14 protein-coding genes and 1 pseudogene are annotated in these 16,799 nt (G+C 43.6%); 11 read left to right on the top strand and 4 right to left on the bottom strand.

Translation table 11 applies throughout. The features are described from left to right. From K2Q13_RS05290 to K2Q13_RS05305, 4 genes and pseudogenes are all read left to right on the top strand, one after another. A pseudogene (locus K2Q13_RS05290) lies at positions 1 to 252 on the top strand (IS3 family transposase); the annotation flags it as partial. 349 nt (positions 253 to 601) lie between these two features. After that, positions 602 to 2,500, top strand: coding sequence for a hypothetical protein (locus tag K2Q13_RS05295; protein WP_292919709.1), 1,899 nt, complete (start codon positions 602 to 604; stop codon positions 2,498 to 2,500). A gap of 53 nt (positions 2,501 to 2,553) precedes the next feature. Next, positions 2,554 to 4,272: a YbaL family putative K(+) efflux transporter gene (ybaL, locus tag K2Q13_RS05300; protein WP_292919711.1), complete on the top strand. Its 1,719-nt coding sequence runs from the start codon at positions 2,554 to 2,556 to the stop codon at positions 4,270 to 4,272. Positions 4,273 to 4,314: 42 nt separating this feature from the next. Next, positions 4,315 to 4,617 carry a hypothetical protein gene (locus tag K2Q13_RS05305; protein ID WP_292919713.1) on the top strand — a complete coding sequence of 101 codons (303 nt, stop codon included), beginning with the start codon at positions 4,315 to 4,317 and terminating at the stop codon, positions 4,615 to 4,617. Here K2Q13_RS05305 and K2Q13_RS05310 read toward each other — a convergent pair. Further along, positions 4,614 to 5,102 carry a hypothetical protein gene (locus K2Q13_RS05310; protein WP_365725313.1) on the bottom strand — a complete coding sequence of 163 codons (489 nt, stop codon included), beginning with the start codon at positions 5,100 to 5,102 and terminating at the stop codon, positions 4,614 to 4,616. The genes K2Q13_RS05305 and K2Q13_RS05310 overlap by 4 nt on opposite strands. Positions 5,103 to 5,234: 132 nt before the next feature. Between K2Q13_RS05310 and K2Q13_RS05315 the strand changes: the two genes are divergently transcribed. The 5 genes from K2Q13_RS05315 (at position 5,235) to K2Q13_RS05335 (ending at position 11,202) form a co-directional block, all read left to right on the top strand. After that, positions 5,235 to 6,512 carry a divalent metal cation transporter gene (locus tag K2Q13_RS05315; protein ID WP_292919715.1) on the top strand — a complete coding sequence of 426 codons (1,278 nt, stop codon included), beginning with the start codon at positions 5,235 to 5,237 and terminating at the stop codon, positions 6,510 to 6,512. Between the two features lie 22 nt (positions 6,513 to 6,534). Further along, the gene (locus K2Q13_RS05320; RefSeq protein WP_292919717.1) at positions 6,535 to 8,346 is read left to right on the top strand and encodes an ABC transporter ATP-binding protein/permease; all 1,812 of its coding nucleotides are present in this window, start codon (positions 6,535 to 6,537) and stop codon (positions 8,344 to 8,346) included. 235 nt (positions 8,347 to 8,581) lie between these two features. Further along, positions 8,582 to 9,442 carry a flagellar motor stator protein MotA gene (gene motA, locus K2Q13_RS05325; protein WP_292919719.1) on the top strand — a complete coding sequence of 287 codons (861 nt, stop codon included), beginning with the start codon at positions 8,582 to 8,584 and terminating at the stop codon, positions 9,440 to 9,442. Between the two features lie 48 nt (positions 9,443 to 9,490). Continuing rightward, a complete protein-coding gene (gene motB / locus K2Q13_RS05330) occupies positions 9,491 to 10,429 on the top strand; it encodes a flagellar motor protein MotB (RefSeq protein WP_292919721.1) in 939 nt (312 codons plus the stop codon). Between the two features lie 140 nt (positions 10,430 to 10,569). Beyond that, the gene (locus tag K2Q13_RS05335) at positions 10,570 to 11,202 is read left to right on the top strand and encodes a hypothetical protein (RefSeq protein ID WP_292919723.1); all 633 of its coding nucleotides are present in this window, start codon (positions 10,570 to 10,572) and stop codon (positions 11,200 to 11,202) included. A gap of 18 nt (positions 11,203 to 11,220) precedes the next feature. On the opposite strand, the gene cysS is transcribed toward K2Q13_RS05335, so the two are convergent. Continuing rightward, positions 11,221 to 12,603 carry a cysteine--tRNA ligase gene (cysS, locus tag K2Q13_RS05340; RefSeq protein WP_292919858.1) on the bottom strand — a complete coding sequence of 461 codons (1,383 nt, stop codon included), beginning with the start codon at positions 12,601 to 12,603 and terminating at the stop codon, positions 11,221 to 11,223. A 141-nt stretch (positions 12,604 to 12,744) separates the two neighbouring features. On the opposite strand from cysS, the gene K2Q13_RS05345 reads away from it, so the two are divergent. Both K2Q13_RS05345 and K2Q13_RS05350 read left to right on the top strand, forming a co-directional pair. After that, a complete protein-coding gene (locus K2Q13_RS05345; RefSeq protein ID WP_292919725.1) occupies positions 12,745 to 13,326 on the top strand; it encodes a peptidylprolyl isomerase in 582 nt (193 codons plus the stop codon). 30 nt (positions 13,327 to 13,356) lie between these two features. Next, on the top strand, positions 13,357 to 13,848 hold the full coding sequence (locus K2Q13_RS05350; RefSeq protein WP_292919727.1) for a peptidylprolyl isomerase: 492 nt from the start codon (positions 13,357 to 13,359) through the stop codon (positions 13,846 to 13,848). Positions 13,849 to 13,899: 51 nt separating this feature from the next. Here the strand turns inward: K2Q13_RS05350 and K2Q13_RS05355 are convergent, their stop codons facing one another. Continuing rightward, on the bottom strand, positions 13,900 to 15,078 hold the full coding sequence (locus K2Q13_RS05355; protein WP_292919729.1) for an O-succinylhomoserine sulfhydrylase: 1,179 nt from the start codon (positions 15,076 to 15,078) through the stop codon (positions 13,900 to 13,902). Between the two features lie 108 nt (positions 15,079 to 15,186). Continuing rightward, a complete protein-coding gene (gene purF, locus K2Q13_RS05360; protein WP_292919731.1) occupies positions 15,187 to 16,707 on the bottom strand; it encodes an amidophosphoribosyltransferase in 1,521 nt (506 codons plus the stop codon). Positions 16,708 to 16,799 lie beyond the last annotated feature (92 nt).

The following is a 16,799-nucleotide window of genomic DNA, read 5'->3' on the forward strand; positions in this document are numbered from 1 at the left end:
TCCAAAATGCTCAAGCGTGAAGGAGGCCTATTCGGTCGGCGTCGTGTATCTACGCTGATGAAGCGAATGGGAATCCATGTAATCTACCGCAAGCCCAACACCAGCACGCAGTATCAGGCGCATCCAGTCTATCCGTATCTGTTGCGGAACTTGTTCATCACCCGCTCAAACCATGTCTGGGCAGCAGATATCACGTATATCCCAATGAAGCGTGGATTCGTTTATTTGTTCGCCATGATCGACTGGGCAAGCCGGATATCTTCAATACTGATCGATCTTATATGTGTCATTCCCTGGATCAGGGAATTATCCTAAGGGGAAATCTGGGTTTACTATTACTATTTGTGAGAAAATCGCATTACAATGTGACATTACCAATGTTTCATATATTCATTCAATTGGTTATGTGAAATATTATTATACTAATCCTGGTTGAATCAGCCCACCTTGCTTTGGCATTAACGGAACAGTGCCCTTGCTTCATCAATATCTTGACAGTCAGTAGCCAATAAAGTCTACTATCAGCAGGCTATCAGGTTCTATACCATCCTGTTACAGCTCAAATTCATCTCCGGTTGTCGATCATGAAGGAATCATTGCGGTGTTCTCAGCGTTTAAAAATTTCAGCTTTATAACAGCGCTTGGTTATCTGGCATTTTCCGCAAGCTGGCTTGCATTTGCTTACTTCCTCGGGAGATTGATTCCGGATCAACAATTATGGTTTGCCTTGCTGGTAACGCTCCTATTTGGCTTACCTATTTACTTTGCCGCTATTTATGCGGTGACAATACAAAGAATTTATCTTTCCAGTCAGTTCAAGAAGCTTGGCATCTTGCATTGGTTATTCACCCGGCGAATTTTATCGTATATCGGGTGGCTGCTGTGGTCAGTTATTTTTGCATTTTTATTATTGTTTTATCTCGGCTCAGCTGATAAACGGGAATGGATCGCATTTTTTGCTGTAATCCCCGTATTCGCGGCTATTTATGCTGTTTTCTTCCCTTTGGCTGCACGTGAATACAAACCATACATTGCCGTACATAAATCTTTATCCTGGTCACGCTGGGTAACTTCATTGGTTATGTCGATATTTTTTGTAGTTTCCATCAACCACAGCAATGTAAATCGTCAATATGCATCACTGGCTGAAGCGGTCGCAACGGAAAGCCAGAAATTGGATGGAGCCACAAATAGCATTTTAATTCTTGAAACCAACCGGTTACTGGGTTTTATAGAAGGCGTAAAGCGCTATGCGCTCAGTAGTTTGCACTCATTCAGCAATATGCTTTATTTAGGCGCAGTTTTTCTGGGCAGCTTAGTGTTTTTCTTCAATGTAGCCTTGGGCGTTTCCAGCTTCATGGTTCCTTTATACGAATATCGCCGTGTATTCGCTCCGATACAGGATAGCGATGATCCACCTGCAGTTTCACCTTGGGCCTGGGGAATCACATCGGCGTTTGCTACTTTTTTTGTTTTCTTCATTTACGTACCGTCAACTGTCTATGTCGATGCCTGGATGCGATCTAATCCGAAAACTGTGGAAGAAATTCGCACCTCCCAGAAAATTGTCGTGCAAACGGTGGAAAAGATAGGAGATGATTACTACAGACCTGGAACTGCGCAACAGATTGAACAAGCTTATCTCGAAAGTTTGCTCAATCTGGAAACTTCACTGGATCAATTGCGCAAAACTACCGATCTCGGATTTAAGCAAATGATTGACAATGTTGATGATTATCTCGATTGGTATTATAGCCTGCCAGGTGAGTATGAACGTATTGTGGCGCTTGCTACCGGCGTATTGGAAAACTGGATGGCTGAAAAGCTGCAGAGTTATCTAATGCAAGGCAATGCATTTGGGCCTGTACAACAATCCATTGAAGACGTGCTGCACAATAATCTGCAATTGCGCGCTGAGCATTTACAGAAAGTTGAGCGAATACTCACTGATAATCGCATTGATCGCATCGACAATTCACAGCTTGATATTGTCCTTCAGGCCTCGCTTAGTGCGCTGAAAGAACCGCCTACGCACAGCGTGATTGTTAATTTGGAAAACCGCATGCTGATTTCCGGTGGCATAGGCACCGCGGGTGCGATCACCGGTGCGATTGCCGGCAAGATCACAGCGAAAGTCGCCGGGAAAGGCATCATCAAATTAGGCGCACAAGCTTTGATCAAAGTGACCGCCGGTAAAGCAGTCAGCGCTTTAGGCGGAGCCGCAGCTGGCGCCGCAACCGGAATGGCGTTAGGTTCATTCATTCCCGGCATTGGCACAGCCATTGGTGCAGCCATCGGTGGTATCATTGGCGGGATCACTATTGGATTAACCGTCGAGAAATTGCTCTTGATGCTAGAAGAAGCATTCTCGCGCGAAGAATTTAAGCAGCAGATCCTTGAAGCCATCGACGAAGAGCGCATCGAATTTGAAAAATTCCTAAACACTCCCGCTTTATTGGATGAAATCCCCAATGACATGATTGAAGTTGAAGCACCTTGAATTTTTTCTGAATCCCAATACGCTTGTTTATCTAACCTTGAGCTTGAATCTGTATGGAACATAACATTACCCTGATTACTACGATTGCAGCAGGTTTTGGTTTGGCTTTGATTTTTGGCTTTATTGCAGAAAAATTAAAAACCCCTGCCCTGGTTGGCTATTTATTGGCCGGAATTGCAATCGGCCCTGCAACACCTGGGTTTGTCGCAGATATCGGCATTGCTGCGCAATTAGCGGAAATCGGCGTGATGTTACTGATGTTTGGTGTCGGATTACATTTCTCTTTGAATGATCTATTAGCTGTCAAGCGTATCGCTTTGCCGGGCGCGATAGTGCAAATGACTGTTGCAACTCTACTGGGTATCGCCCTGGCCGACTGGTGGGGTTGGGATTTCGGTGCAGCATTAGTACTGGGCTTATCACTATCCTGTGCCAGTACAGTCGTACTCCTAAAAGCAATTGAGTCGCGGGGATTGCTGGAAACCATGACCGGCCGCATTGCGATCGGCTGGTTGATTGTTGAAGATTTAGTCACGGTTCTGATTCTGGTATTGCTACCTTCATTTGCTACCATGTTGGGCGGATCAAACGGCACTGAAACTGCGGCAGATCCTTTGTGGCAAACGATTGGAATCACTTTGCTACTGGTTTCAGCTTTTATCGCTTTCATGTTTATTGTTGGACTGCGTTTGCTGCCTTGGCTGTTATGGCAGGTTGCCCGCACGGGTTCGCGCGAATTGTTTACGCTGGCGGTTGTCGCCGCTGCTATTTGTATTGCCTATGGCGCCGCAGCATTATTCAATGTGTCGTTTGCATTGGGCGCCTTCTTTGCAGGCATGGTGATGCGCGAATCAAAATTCAGTCATCGCGCTGCGGAAGAATCATTGCCGCTACGCGATGCTTTTGCAGTGTTGTTTTTTGTCTCAGTAGGCATGTTGTTTGATCCTGCCGTATTGATCGATGAGCCTATGCGGGTTTTAGCAGTCGTCGCGATTATTATTGTGGGCAAATCAATAGCAGCCATGTTGCTGGTACTGATTCTGCGTTATCCGCTCAGTACTTCATTAACCGTAGCGGCCAGCCTCGGACAAATCGGAGAATTTTCATTTATACTGGCAGGATTGGGGCTGTCGCTTGAATTGATGCCTGCCGAAGGAATGAGCCTGGTACTCGCTGGCGCGTTGATTTCTATCGCTTTTAATCCGATCGCTTTCGCGGTTATTGTGCCTATCCGCAACTGGATCTTGAAACATTCTGCCGTGGCGCGAAAATATGAAAGTCGCGATGATCCGTATGCTGAATTACCCATGAGTACCGAACGCAAATACCTGCAGGGTCAGGTTGTTCTCGTCGGCTATGGTCACGTAGGTGAGCGCATTGGACAAGCACTTAAAGACCAGGATATTCCATTTGTCGTTGCCGAGCAAAATCGCGAACTGGTACAGGATTTGCGAAAACAAAGCATTAATGCAGTATCCGGTGATGCAACAGAACCTTCGGTATTAATCCAGGCGCATATTACCGATGCGGCGATGCTAGTCATTGCAGTTCCCGATCCATTAAATATTCGTCAAATGATTGATACTGCATGCACCTTAAACCCTGCAATCGAAATTGTATTACGCACTCGCAATGAGGATGAAACGGCATTGCTACGCAAGGATAATGTTGGCACCGTATTTTTTAGCGAAGAAGAGCTTGCTAAAAACATGACGCATCATATACTGCAACGCTTTGATACGAAACCCAAGACTGACACAATCAAACGCTAAGTAAAAGTTGCATATAACACCGACAATAATGAGATTAACACGATGATAGAACAAATATATGTAGGTATTGATCAAGACAAAAATGGGGGTCTCACCCATCTGGGTCGCATCGTACGAGATGCCTGGGTGTTCGGCATTTTGCCTGAATCCGAAACTTGCACCGGCTGGAGCGGCGCGCAAATGCAATCTATATATGAAAAAGTCTATGCTGCCTGGGAACCCTATGCACACCTGCCAAGCCGTTTACCCGAGGAGTTACGTGAACGGCATGCGCAACTATACGCACAAGCCATTGCAAACGCGAAAGAGAAAGGCTGGGATACCGAACTGGATGAAGATGATTAGCGCTTTGCCGGAAAATGCAAGATTCGCGCCGGGCCGTCCAACTTAGCTTTGCTGACCAAGGTCTGCAATGCAAGGGGCAATTCCATTTGCAATCGGGTCATAATTTCTGACATGTCCTCACGATAATAGATTGCATCATAAACGACCGGCTGATTCAACGCATCACGATCTTCCCGCCTGAAATTGCACCAAGCGATATCAATCCAGCATTTACGCTCCCCATCTATAAACACAAACTCATCGTTATCAACAATGGCCATATATTGCATCGCGCGGATAGGCACAAACAAATGCCGGGTCGAGCAGCGCGTTAATAAAGTGATGGCCAGATTATATGTATTTGCCGGTAATTTGCGAGTCTCCCGATGGATCTCAGGATCACGATAACAGGTAATCTCCATAATTGCCCCAGCTAAGTATTTTAGGTTTAGATTGTTATAGACATGGATGCTTTCAACTGCGCGGTTGAGAAGCAAAATATCCATACATGTGTTACCTTACCGCCGATAATTCAGGAACTCAAGATGATCAGCAATAATTTTTATTCATCAGCTAAACCGGGAAGCAAATTTTGTTGACCGAGCGAGTGATCCCTATTGCCTACAAAATAACGAGCGATGTTACTGCACAAACTTTTTAGTCATTTTATTTCACGCCTAGGGCCTGGATTACTCTATGCAGGCGCAGCTGTAGGTGTTTCTCATTTGGTTCAATCCACTCAAGCCGGTGGCATGTTTGGATTCGAATTAATTATTGCGATTATTATTATTCATTTAATCAAGTATCCTTTCTTTGAGTTTGGTCCGCGCTATACCGCAGCAACAGGGCAGCATATTTTGCACGGATATTTGAAACTGGGAAAATGGGCTATCTGGCTCTATTTACTCCTGTCAATATCAACCATGTTTATCGTTCAAGCCGCAATAACTGTAGTAACTGCTGGTTTAATAACGAATATTTTCGGTCTCGAAGGACTGGGTGGACATGATCCGCAAATAGTCGCTTTCATTATCAGTAGTATCTTGCTGTTGTTTGCTTTGATCTTGCTGGTCAGTGGTCGCTATAAGCTTCTGGATAAATTAATGAAAGTTATTATCCTGGTGCTTGCGGTCACTTCGATTGCTGCTGTGATTATGTTGTTATTTGACAATCCCGGTCACCACAAATCTGCAACTGTATTTTTCTCATTTTCTGATACCGTGCATTTAATTTTTCTGGCGACATTTCTTGGTTGGATGCCCGCACCTCTTGATCTTTCTGTATGGCATTCCATTTGGGCTAAAAGCAAAAATGAAAGTGAGGGTAAGTTAACCAGCATGCAAGATACCCTATTTGATTTTAGAGTGGGTTATATTGGAACAGCTTTTTTGGCGATCTGCTTTTTATTATTGGGTGCGCTGGTGATGTATGGCAGCAATATCCCTTTCGCGGCTGGAGGCGCGGCCTTTGCAGGACAATTGATTGATATGTACCAACAGGCGTTAGGTCAGTGGGCATATCCAGTTGTTGCCATCGCAGCATTGGCAACTATGTTCAGCACCACATTAACCGTACTCGACGCTTTCCCGCGCTCAATCAGCGCCGCATCAGCACTGATATTTCCCCAAAGATCACCGCTGAATAATGAGAAAACCTATCTGGTCTGGCTATTGATCATTATTACAGGAACGTTATTCATCCTGTTCTTTTATCTCGCATCAATGCGCGACCTGGTTAAAATTGCCACCGTCGTATCTTTTGTAGCAGCTCCCATTTTCGCCGTATTAAACATGCAGGCCGTATTTAGTAAAAATATGCCCGATCAGCATCGTCCGGGAAAATTAATGTGGATTTGGTGCTGGCTCGGCGTTGTCACTTTATCCGGATGTTCGATTAGCTATTTATTATTACTTTAATTTGCCCGCAAAATAACATTTGATGCGCCCTACTCGCCTTGAGAAGCCAGCAGCCACCCGCAGCAATTTCAAAACAATTGCTTCACTATTACCCTATTTATGGGAATTCAAAGTCAGGGTTGTTTTAGCGCTCGGTCTGCTGGTATTGGCCAAATTAGCCAATGTTTCCGTCCCTCTGGTTCTGAAGGAAATTGTCGATGCTCTGGATCAAACGCGTGCTGAGCTGGTATTACCCGTTTTTTTGCTGATGAGTTATGGGGTGTTACGCCTGTGCAGTACTCTATTTGGTGAATTGCGCGATGCCATCTTCGCCAAAGTGACACAACGCGCAATCCGGCGCGTAGCCAACAAAGTATTTAGTCATCTGCATTCATTGTCACTGCGTTTTCATTTGGAACGGCAAACTGGCGGCGTTTCGCGAGATATCGAACGCGGCACGCGTGGCATTTCATTCCTGTTGAATTTTATGCTGTTCAATATTCTGCCGACACTGCTGGAAATCGGGCTGGTATTGGCCATACTCATCAGCAAGTACGACATCTGGTTTGCCATCATCATTGTCTCGACCTTACTGGCTTATATCTCACTGACACTGATCGTCACCGAATGGCGCATGATTTTCCGCCGCACCATGAATAACATGGATTCAAAAGCCAACACGCAAGCCATCGATAGTTTGCTGAATTACGAAACGGTCAAATATTTTGGCAATGAATCCTGGGAAGCCCGGCGTTACGATGAGCACTTACAATCATGGGAAAAAGCCGCCGTACGCAATCAAACTTCGCTGGCAACGCTTAATGCAGGACAAAGCGCAATTATTGCTGTAGGCGTCACGCTGCTCATGCTGTTGGCAGCTGATCAGGTCATTGACGGTCATATGACGCTAGGCGATTTGGTGCTGATCAATGCTTTTATGCTACAGCTTTATATGCCGCTACATTTCCTCGGTTTTGTGTACCGCGAAATCAAGCACTCACTCGCAGACATGGAGCGCATGTTTACCTTACTGGAGGAAAACAAGGAAATTCAGGACAAACCCGAAGCACAAATACTCGATGCCAGCAATGCAACGATCCATTTTGAGCACGTCAATTTCAGCTATGAACCCAATCGTCAAATTTTGTTTGATGTCAGCTTTGATATCCCCGCCGGACAAAATATCGCCGTTGTAGGTCACAGTGGCTCAGGGAAATCCACACTGGCCCGCTTGTTGTTCCGTTTTTATGACGTGCAGTCGGGCTGCATTCTGATCAACGATCAGGACATCCGTGACGTCACCCAGCAAAGCCTGCGTACTGCCATGGGCATCGTACCGCAAGACACGGTGTTATTTAACGATAGTATTTATTACAACATTGCTTATGGGCGTCCGGATGCCACTGCGGATGAAGTCTACGCAGCCGCAAGATCAGCGCATATCCATGATTTTATTGAGAGCCTTCCTGAGAAATATGAAACCATCGTCGGTGAACGCGGCTTAAAACTATCTGGCGGCGAGAAACAACGCGTAGCCATTGCTCGTACTATTTTAAAGAATCCAGTCATGCTGATTTTTGACGAAGCCACATCAGCTCTGGATTCAAATTCAGAAAAACGTATTCAGGTCGAGTTAAAACGCATTGCAAAGAACCGAACAACATTGACCATCGCCCATCGATTATCCACCATTGCTGATGCTGATCAAATCCTGGTAATGGATCATGGACGCATCATTGAGCGTGGCACACATCAACAGTTGCTGGCAATGAACGATCAATATGCGCGCATGTGGGAATTACAACGACAACAAGAAATTGATCAAAACTCTCAACCAAATTTAACGGTTAGTTAACTGCTCCAGCGGCCATCCCTGATAAATCAATCTGCATCAATCACTTGCAGATCACATTTCACTAAACAGTGTATCACTCGTTTTCTCGTTACCACTGTAAAAAAAATAAAAAACCGGAAAATACGGGGAAAATCAACCTTTTCTTCAAGAATGATTAAGGTAGCGATGTGCTAACTTCTCACTTCAGAATTTGCCATCAAACAATTGCGCAATTACATTCTAGGGAGTCATCGCAATGCTCGTATCCGTTGGTTATATCATTATTATTATTTCTGTATTTGGCGGTTTTGCGTTAGCAGGAGGTCACTTAGCTTCTTTATGGCAACCTGTGGAAATTCTTATGATCGGTGGTGGCGCTATTGGGGCGTTTGTAGTCGGCAATTCAAATAAAGCGATTAAGGCCACTATGAAGGCTTTGCCTACCGTCTTCAAAGGTTCTAAATATACCAAAACGCTTTATATGGATCTGATGACATTACTCTATGAGGTACTGGGGAAAATTCGCAAAGAAGGGCTGATGTCCATTGAAGGGGATGTGGATGATCCGTCGAATAGCCCCATTTTCACCAAATACCCGGATATTTTAGCTGATCACCATATTACTGAATTTATTACCGACTATTTACGGTTAATGGTCGGCGGAAATCTTAATTCTCTGGAAATCGAGAGTCTCATGGACAGCGAATTGGAAACGCATCATCAGGAAGGAGAAGTGCCCGTCCATACAGTCGCAAAACTGGGTGATGGGTTGCCAGCTTTTGGTATTGTGGCAGCGGTTATGGGCGTAGTGCATACGATGGAATCCGTTCATCTTCCGCCCTCGGAATTAGGCGTTTTGATCGCTGCAGCCCTAGTGGGCACATTCTTGGGAATTTTGCTGGCTTACGGATTTGTCAGCCCCTTGGCTGGCAAACTCGAGCACAATCTCCATGAATCCAGCAAAATGTTTGAATGTATCAAAATTACGTTATTAGCCAATTTGAACGGTTATTCACCGGTGCTAGCGGTCGAATTCGGCCGGAAAGTTTTATTTACCACCGAAAGGCCCTCTTTCATAGAATTGGAAGAGCATGTTAAACAAAGTAAATCTAAGTAATGCATAATTTTTCCGACATGACACCCAACTTAATTTGCGAGAATATTTATGGCTGATGATCTTTCACAGCGCCCAATAGTTATCAAACGGATTAAGAAGGTGGCCGGTGGTCACCATGGTGGTGCCTGGAAAATTGCCTATGCAGATTTCGTGACTGCCATGATGGCCTTTTTTTTACTGATGTGGCTACTGGGATCATCAGACCAGAGTCAATTAGAGGGCATCTCGGATTATTTTCAAACACCATTAAGAATTGCCTTTATGGGCGGCTCCAGCATTGGAGAGAGTAATAGTGTAATTAAAGGAGGCGGCACTGATCTCACACGTCAGCACGGCCAAGTAAAGAAAGGAGAAATTGTTATAGATGACCCCGCCAATAAGCAAGCCGTAAAGATTATCAAGGAGCGGATTGAATTGGAGAAACTCGAAGGGTTAAAAAAGAAAATCGAGGAAGCCATTGAAGCCAACCCCCAACTGCAAAGGTTTGCAAACCAACTGTTACTCGACATTACAACAGATGGATTGAGAATCCAGATCGTTGATGAGCAAAACCGGCCTATGTTTGCCCTTGGAAGAGCGGAATTACAACCCTATACCCGAACTATTCTGCGTGAAATTGGCAAGATGCTTAACGAAGTAACTAACAAAATCAGTCTTTCCGGGCATACGGATGCGAAGCCTTTTCCGACCGGTGACAAAGGTTACAGTAATTGGGAGCTTTCGGCTGACCGCGCCAATGCTTCACGACGAGAATTGATTGTAGGTGGCATGGATGCGAGCAAAATGCTGCAAGTTGTTGGATTGTCTTCGGCAGTATTATTCGATAAGAACGAACCGCTTAACCCAATTAATCGTCGGATCAGCATCGTTGTTATGAATGAGAAAGCTGAAAAAGCGATCACTATGGATAATCCTTCCGTTGATATTGATATACAGGAAGAACCCACTAAAGAATTGTTGCAAAATCCAGGAGCAAGCTCTTTATAAACTTATAGTCATTATTCATTATGTTGAAATTTCGACACCCAGTTATCATCGCCCTACTCACTCAGGTCATTTCCTTAATAGGTGTTGGTTCCTTTATTGGGTTCCAATCGGTAATAGTTTTAAATATTTTCGCGTGGGCTATGATACAGGGATTGCTGGCCGGGTTTGTGAGCTATTACCTTAGAATGCCGAAGTGGTGGATTCCGATCCATTTGGCTTTTATGCCTCTAGCCATTGCTGTATTAGCCCTGAATATCTCATCAACATGGTTCTTAGTGCTTTTTCTTTGCTTACTACTCACCTACGGTAAAACTTATAAAACCCAGGTACCATTATACCTTTCAAGCAAAAGCGTCAACCAGGCACTGGCAACATTACTACCCAAACAGAATCAGTTTTCCTTTATTGATATTGGAAGCGGATGCGGGGGGTTAGTAAGTAATCTGGCAAATACTCATAAGAACGGTTTGTTTTATGGCATCGAATATGCGCCCTTACCTTTTCTGATCAGTAAATTAAGAAGCATGTTTTCTACTCCAACCAGCAAAATAGTATGGGGCGATTTCTGGAAACATGACTTTTCAAGCTATGATGTTGTTTATGCATATTTATCTCCGGTTCCGATGGCTTCACTCTGGCAGAAGGTGAATCAAGAAATGCGCCCGGGTAGTTTTCTAATCAGCAATACTTTTATTATTCCTGATATACCGCCTGATAAAAGTATCAAGCTTGATGACTTCTCAAACTCTACGATATATCTCTGGAAAATATAACATCCAGATTGCAATAGCCTATGTACGACGCCAAGTAGTCCCTTGCGAGCCATCTTCAAGAATGATGCCTTGTTCTTGCAGCTGTTTCCGGATTACATCAGCATCGGAATAGCGCCCTTCTTTCCGTGCGTTTATACGTTCCTGAATCAATTGCTCGATTTCATCATGGATTGAAGCGTTTGATTCACTGTTAGCTGCCTTATTTTGCAAATATTCCTGGGGATTTTGCTGCAAGATCCCTAGCAAGCTACCTAGTGCCTTAAGTAGCCCAGCGTGTTCTTTTGATCCTGTTTTATTGATATCGCTGGCAAGATCAAACAATATAGCAATTGCATCCGGTGTATTAAAGTCATCATCCATTGCCTGTTTAAATTTTTGCGCATAAGCGTTATTCGAATCTATCGTTGCGACCTGAATGGACTCAACTTCTTTTAATGCAATATAGAGCCGATCGAGTGCCAGTTTTGTGTCTCTAAGATGTTGATCAGAATAATTGAGTGGGCTGCGATAGTGCGCACGCAAAATAAAAAAGCGTACCACTTCAGGTTGATACAATTTTAATATCTCACGGACAGTAAAGAAATTACCTAGAGACTTTGACATTTTTTCATTGTCAACTCGAACAAATCCATTGTGCATCCAGTAGTTAACGAATGGATAATCGTGTGCTCCTTCACTTTGCGCAATCTCATTTTCATGATGCGGAAACTGTAGATCTTGCCCTCCCCCATGAATATCAAAATGCTCGCCAAGAAATTGCTCACACATAGCTGAGCACTCGATGTGCCAGCCCGGCCGTCCTTGCCCCCAGGGAGATTCCCAGAATGGTTCGCCAGGTTTTGCAGATTTCCACAACACAAAATCTAATGGATCCTTTTTGCTTGAATCAATATCAACACGCTCACCGGCGCGTAGATCGCTCAGAGATTTACCGGAAAGCTTGCCATAACCAGGAAAGTTATGTACAGAGTAATAGACATCGCCATTATGAGCTTGGTAGGCGAGATTCTTTTCTACCAGTGTGCTAATCATCCGAATCATACTTTCAATATGGTGTGTTGCACATGGCTCATGAGTCGGTGATGAAACGCCTAATGCTGCAGCATCTTCATTCATGGCTTGAATAAAACGCTGCGTTAGTGTTTCAATTGATTCATTACTTTCTTGCGCACGTTTAATGATTTTATCGTCGATATCGGTAATATTTCGTACGTAATTGACAGCAAAATCATTCGTTTCAAACCAGCGAACAACCATGTCAAATACAACCAGCACCCTCGCATGACCCAAATGACAGTAATCATAAACGGTCATCCCGCACACATATAATTTAACTTTACCAGGCGTAATCGGAACAAAACCTTGTTTTTCACGGGCGATTGAGTTATATATTTTGAGCATAAAGCCAATGGATAAAATTGTGGAATTACTTGTCTTTTTGATAGAATCCAGAACCTTCTTGGATACAACTGGAATGGACGATGAGTATAGCATAATGTAGATTTGAATCTCTGTTTACCACTAACGATGAGGACCCTGACTATGTATTTTCGCCAAATTTTGTTTTTCCTTTTTTTATTTTCATTTCCTCTGTATGCTAACGCAGAAAATATTAAGGTTGAAATGAAAACGAATGTTGGAAGCATTGTCCTTGAGCTTTATCCTGGCAAGGCGCCTAAAACCGTTGAGAATTTTCTGCAATATGTTGACGATGGTTTTTTCACAAATACGGTATTCCACCGAGTTATAGACGGCTTTATGATTCAAGGCGGCGGATTCGATACCGCACTCAACCAAAAACCGACACGAGCGCCTATTCGAAATGAAGCTGCTAATGATTTGAAGAATGAGACCGGAACGATCGCAATGGCACGAACATCGGATCCTCATTCTGCATCAGCCCAATTTTTTATTAACGTTGCTGATAACAAATTTCTAAATTTTAAGGCGCCTAATCAAAGTGGCTATGGTTATGCGGTGTTTGGCAAGGTAATTTCCGGCATGGATATTGTCAATAAAATTGCATCAATACCAACCGGCTCCAAAGGCCCTTTTCCAAGTGATGTACCGAAGAGCAATGTTATTATAGAAAAGATTATTAAACTACCCGTTAATATTCAATAACAAGAATCACAAATTAACAAAGGATAAATAATGGTTAGATTACAAACCAATTTAGGTGAAATAACAATTGAACTGGATAGCGAAAAGGCGCCTGAAACTGTACGGAATTTTCTAGACTATGTAACCAGTGGATTCTATGACAATACACTGTTTCATCGTGTTATCGATGATTTCATGATTCAAGGGGGTGGATTTGAACCTGGAATGAAACAAAAAACACCTCGTGCACCCATCCAAAATGAAGCCGCTAACGAACTCAAAAATGATACTTATACCATAGCGATGGCACGTACGGCTGATGTACACTCTGCAACAGCGCAATTTTTTATCAATGTAGCCAATAATGGATTTTTGAATTATAAGGATCCATCACCGCATGGCTTTGGATACTGCGTGTTTGGTAAAGTGGTCGAGGGGCAGGATGTGGTCGATACGATAAAAAAAGTTAAAACCGGGAATCATGCTGGGCACCAGAATGTTCCCATTGAGGATGTCATTATCCAAAAAGCTGATGTCATTTAATTGCGAATTGGGTTCAGTAATTTTAACTCATCGATCTGCTAAATTCATTAGCTATAGCGCTAAGCCTCGAGCTAAATCGGTCTGAAGATCTTGCACTGACTCTAATCCCACTGCAATACGCAACAACCCGTCGGTTATCCCTGCAGCGTCTCGCGCCTCTTGACTGATTCGTGCATGGGTTGTCGTTGCAGGATGTGTCAGTGTACTCTTCGTATCGCCTAAATTTGCAGTAATTGATATTAAACGCGTCGAATCAATAACGCGCCAAGCGGCCTCTTTACCCCCTCTAACTTCAAAAGTAACAATACCTCCGCCAGATCTTTGTTGTCGTTTTGCCAATTCATATTGCGGATGCGACATTAAACCGGGATAAAATATACGCGTCACATTGGGATGGGATTCAAGCCACTGGGCCAGTTGCAGGGCATTTCTCGAATGCGTTTCCACACGAATTTTAAGTGTTTCCAAACCTTTGAGGATAACCCACGCATTGAATGCACTTAGCGTCGGCCCGGCCGTACGTAAGAATCCATAGATACCGCCATCCATAAGCACGTCGCGCTTACCTAAGACAGCCCCTCCTAACACTCTTCCTTGTCCATCCAAATATTTGGTAGCAGAGTGAATCACAATATCTGCGCCAAGCTCAAGCGGTTTCTGCAAGACAGGGGTACAGAAGCAGTTATCGACCACAAGCCAAATACCCGACTTCTTCGCAATCTCAGCTAAAGCAGGGATATCCGATACTTCTGTTAATGGATTGGAGGGCGTTTCCAGAAAGAATAGCTTAGTGTTTGTTTGTATGGCAGCTTGCCATGAATGTGCATCAGTCGCCGATACGAAAGTCGTTTCAATATTAAATCTCTTAAGTATGTTATTGAATAAATTGACTGTTGCACCAAATAAACTTCGTGATGCGACGATATGATCGCCGGCAGATAGCAACCCCATGACGCATGCAAGTATGGCTGACATTCCGGAAGATGTTGCAATACATGTCTCGGCACTTTCCAACGCCGCAAGCCGTTCTTCAAATGCGGTTACGGTAGGATTAGTAAATCGGGAATATATATTCCCCGGCTCATCCCCGGAAAAACGAGCAGCAGCTTGCGCGGCACTATCAAATACAAAGCTTGAAGTTAAATACATCGCTTCAGAATGCTCATTAAACTGGCTACGATGAATGCCAGTATGCAGTGCCAGTGTTTCTGGTTGTAAGTGATCAGACATATAATTGGAACCTCAAGCAATAATTATATTGTTCAAAATTTATAGCGATTCAACGCTGATCGCTTTTGGATCAGTCGGTTAGATAACTCGATTTGTTTTCTCAAGAAACTATTCAGAGAAGACCAAACTCAAGTCCAATTGAGTCTTGTATCTAGTGTGATGTGATAGTTGACTGGAATTTCTTTGAAATTCGAGGGAATTTAAATAATCTGGCGTTATATCACCCGTAATATAGATTCCATCAAAACACGAAGTCTCAAATTTTTTGACAGCAGGTGAGACTACTGAAACGGCATGATTGAGCGCATCCAGTTCCTGGAAAATCAGATAGTCAGCACCAATTTCAGTACAAATCTCGTCCGTATCACGATCCGTTGCGATTAATTCTTGGCGCGTTGGCATATCGATACCATACACATTGGGATGTCTTACCGGAGGTGCTGCTGAAGCAAAATATATCTTGTTTGCGCCAGCTTCGCGCGCCATCTGTACAATCTCACGACTTGTAGTGCCACGCACAATGGAATCATCGACCAATAAAACATTTTTACCACGAAACTCTATACCCATTGCATTTAATTTTTGCCGCACCGATTTACGTCGTTGTTGTTGTCCTGGCATAATAAAAGTCCGGCCAACATACCTATTTTTAACAAAGCCTTCACGAAAATTAACCCCCAGGCAATTAGCCAACTGTAGAGCACAAGGACGACCTGAATCTGGTATTGGAATAACCACGTCAATATTTAAGTGAGACATTGATCTTTTAATCTTTTCAGCCAAATACTCTCCCATATTTAACCGTGTTTCATAAACAGAGATTCCATCGATTACAGAATCAGGTCTAGCTAAATACACATACTCGAAAATACAAGGATTTAATGAAGAACTGGCAGCATATTGTTTATTATAAAAGTTGCCATCTTCGTCAATAAAAATAGCCTCTCCAGGCTCTATATCACGTATCAGCTTAAATCCGAGGGTATCCAAAGCAACACTTTCGGAAGCAACTAGATATTCAACTCCCATTTCATTTTCTGCAGTTCCAAATACCAAAGGACGTATTCCGCAAGGATCACGAAAAGCGAGCAACCCATACCCGGCAATCATAGCCACGACCGCATACGCGCCTTTACAACGTTTATGTACGCCAGCTACTGCAGCAAAAATGGCTGCGGGATCAAGTTGACAATTGCGCGTACTTTCCTGCAATTCGTGTGCAAGAACATTCAAAAGCACTTCCGAATCGGAATTAGTATTGACATGTCTTAGATCAGCTCTAAACAACTCCTGATTAAGCTGATCAGCATTTGTCAGATTCCCGTTATGACTCAGCACAATACCAAACGGTGAATTCACATAAAAAGGTTGAGCTTCGGCCGGAGAACGTGCAGACCCTGCAGTAGGATAACGCGCATGGCCGATGCCCATATTCCCAGTTAGTGCTCTCATGTTTCTGGTGCGAAACACATCCCTTACCAGACCAAGCCCTTTATGCATGTGAAAGGTATTACCCTGCGCTGTTACAATACCGCTCGCATCTTGTCCGCGATGCTGCAGCATCAACAGGCCATCATAAAGCAATTGATTAGCTGGTGATTTTGCAACAATGCCGAGAATTCCGCACATAGAAACACTCCGTAAATTTTGCTTTAATCGGCTTAAAAATAGATAAAAATTTGCTCAATAAAGCAATCAATTAAAGCATATAAAATTTTACT

This window comes from Nitrosomonas sp., from assembly GCF_019752095.1.
Taxonomy (GTDB): Bacteria; Pseudomonadota; Gammaproteobacteria; order Burkholderiales; family Nitrosomonadaceae; genus Nitrosomonas.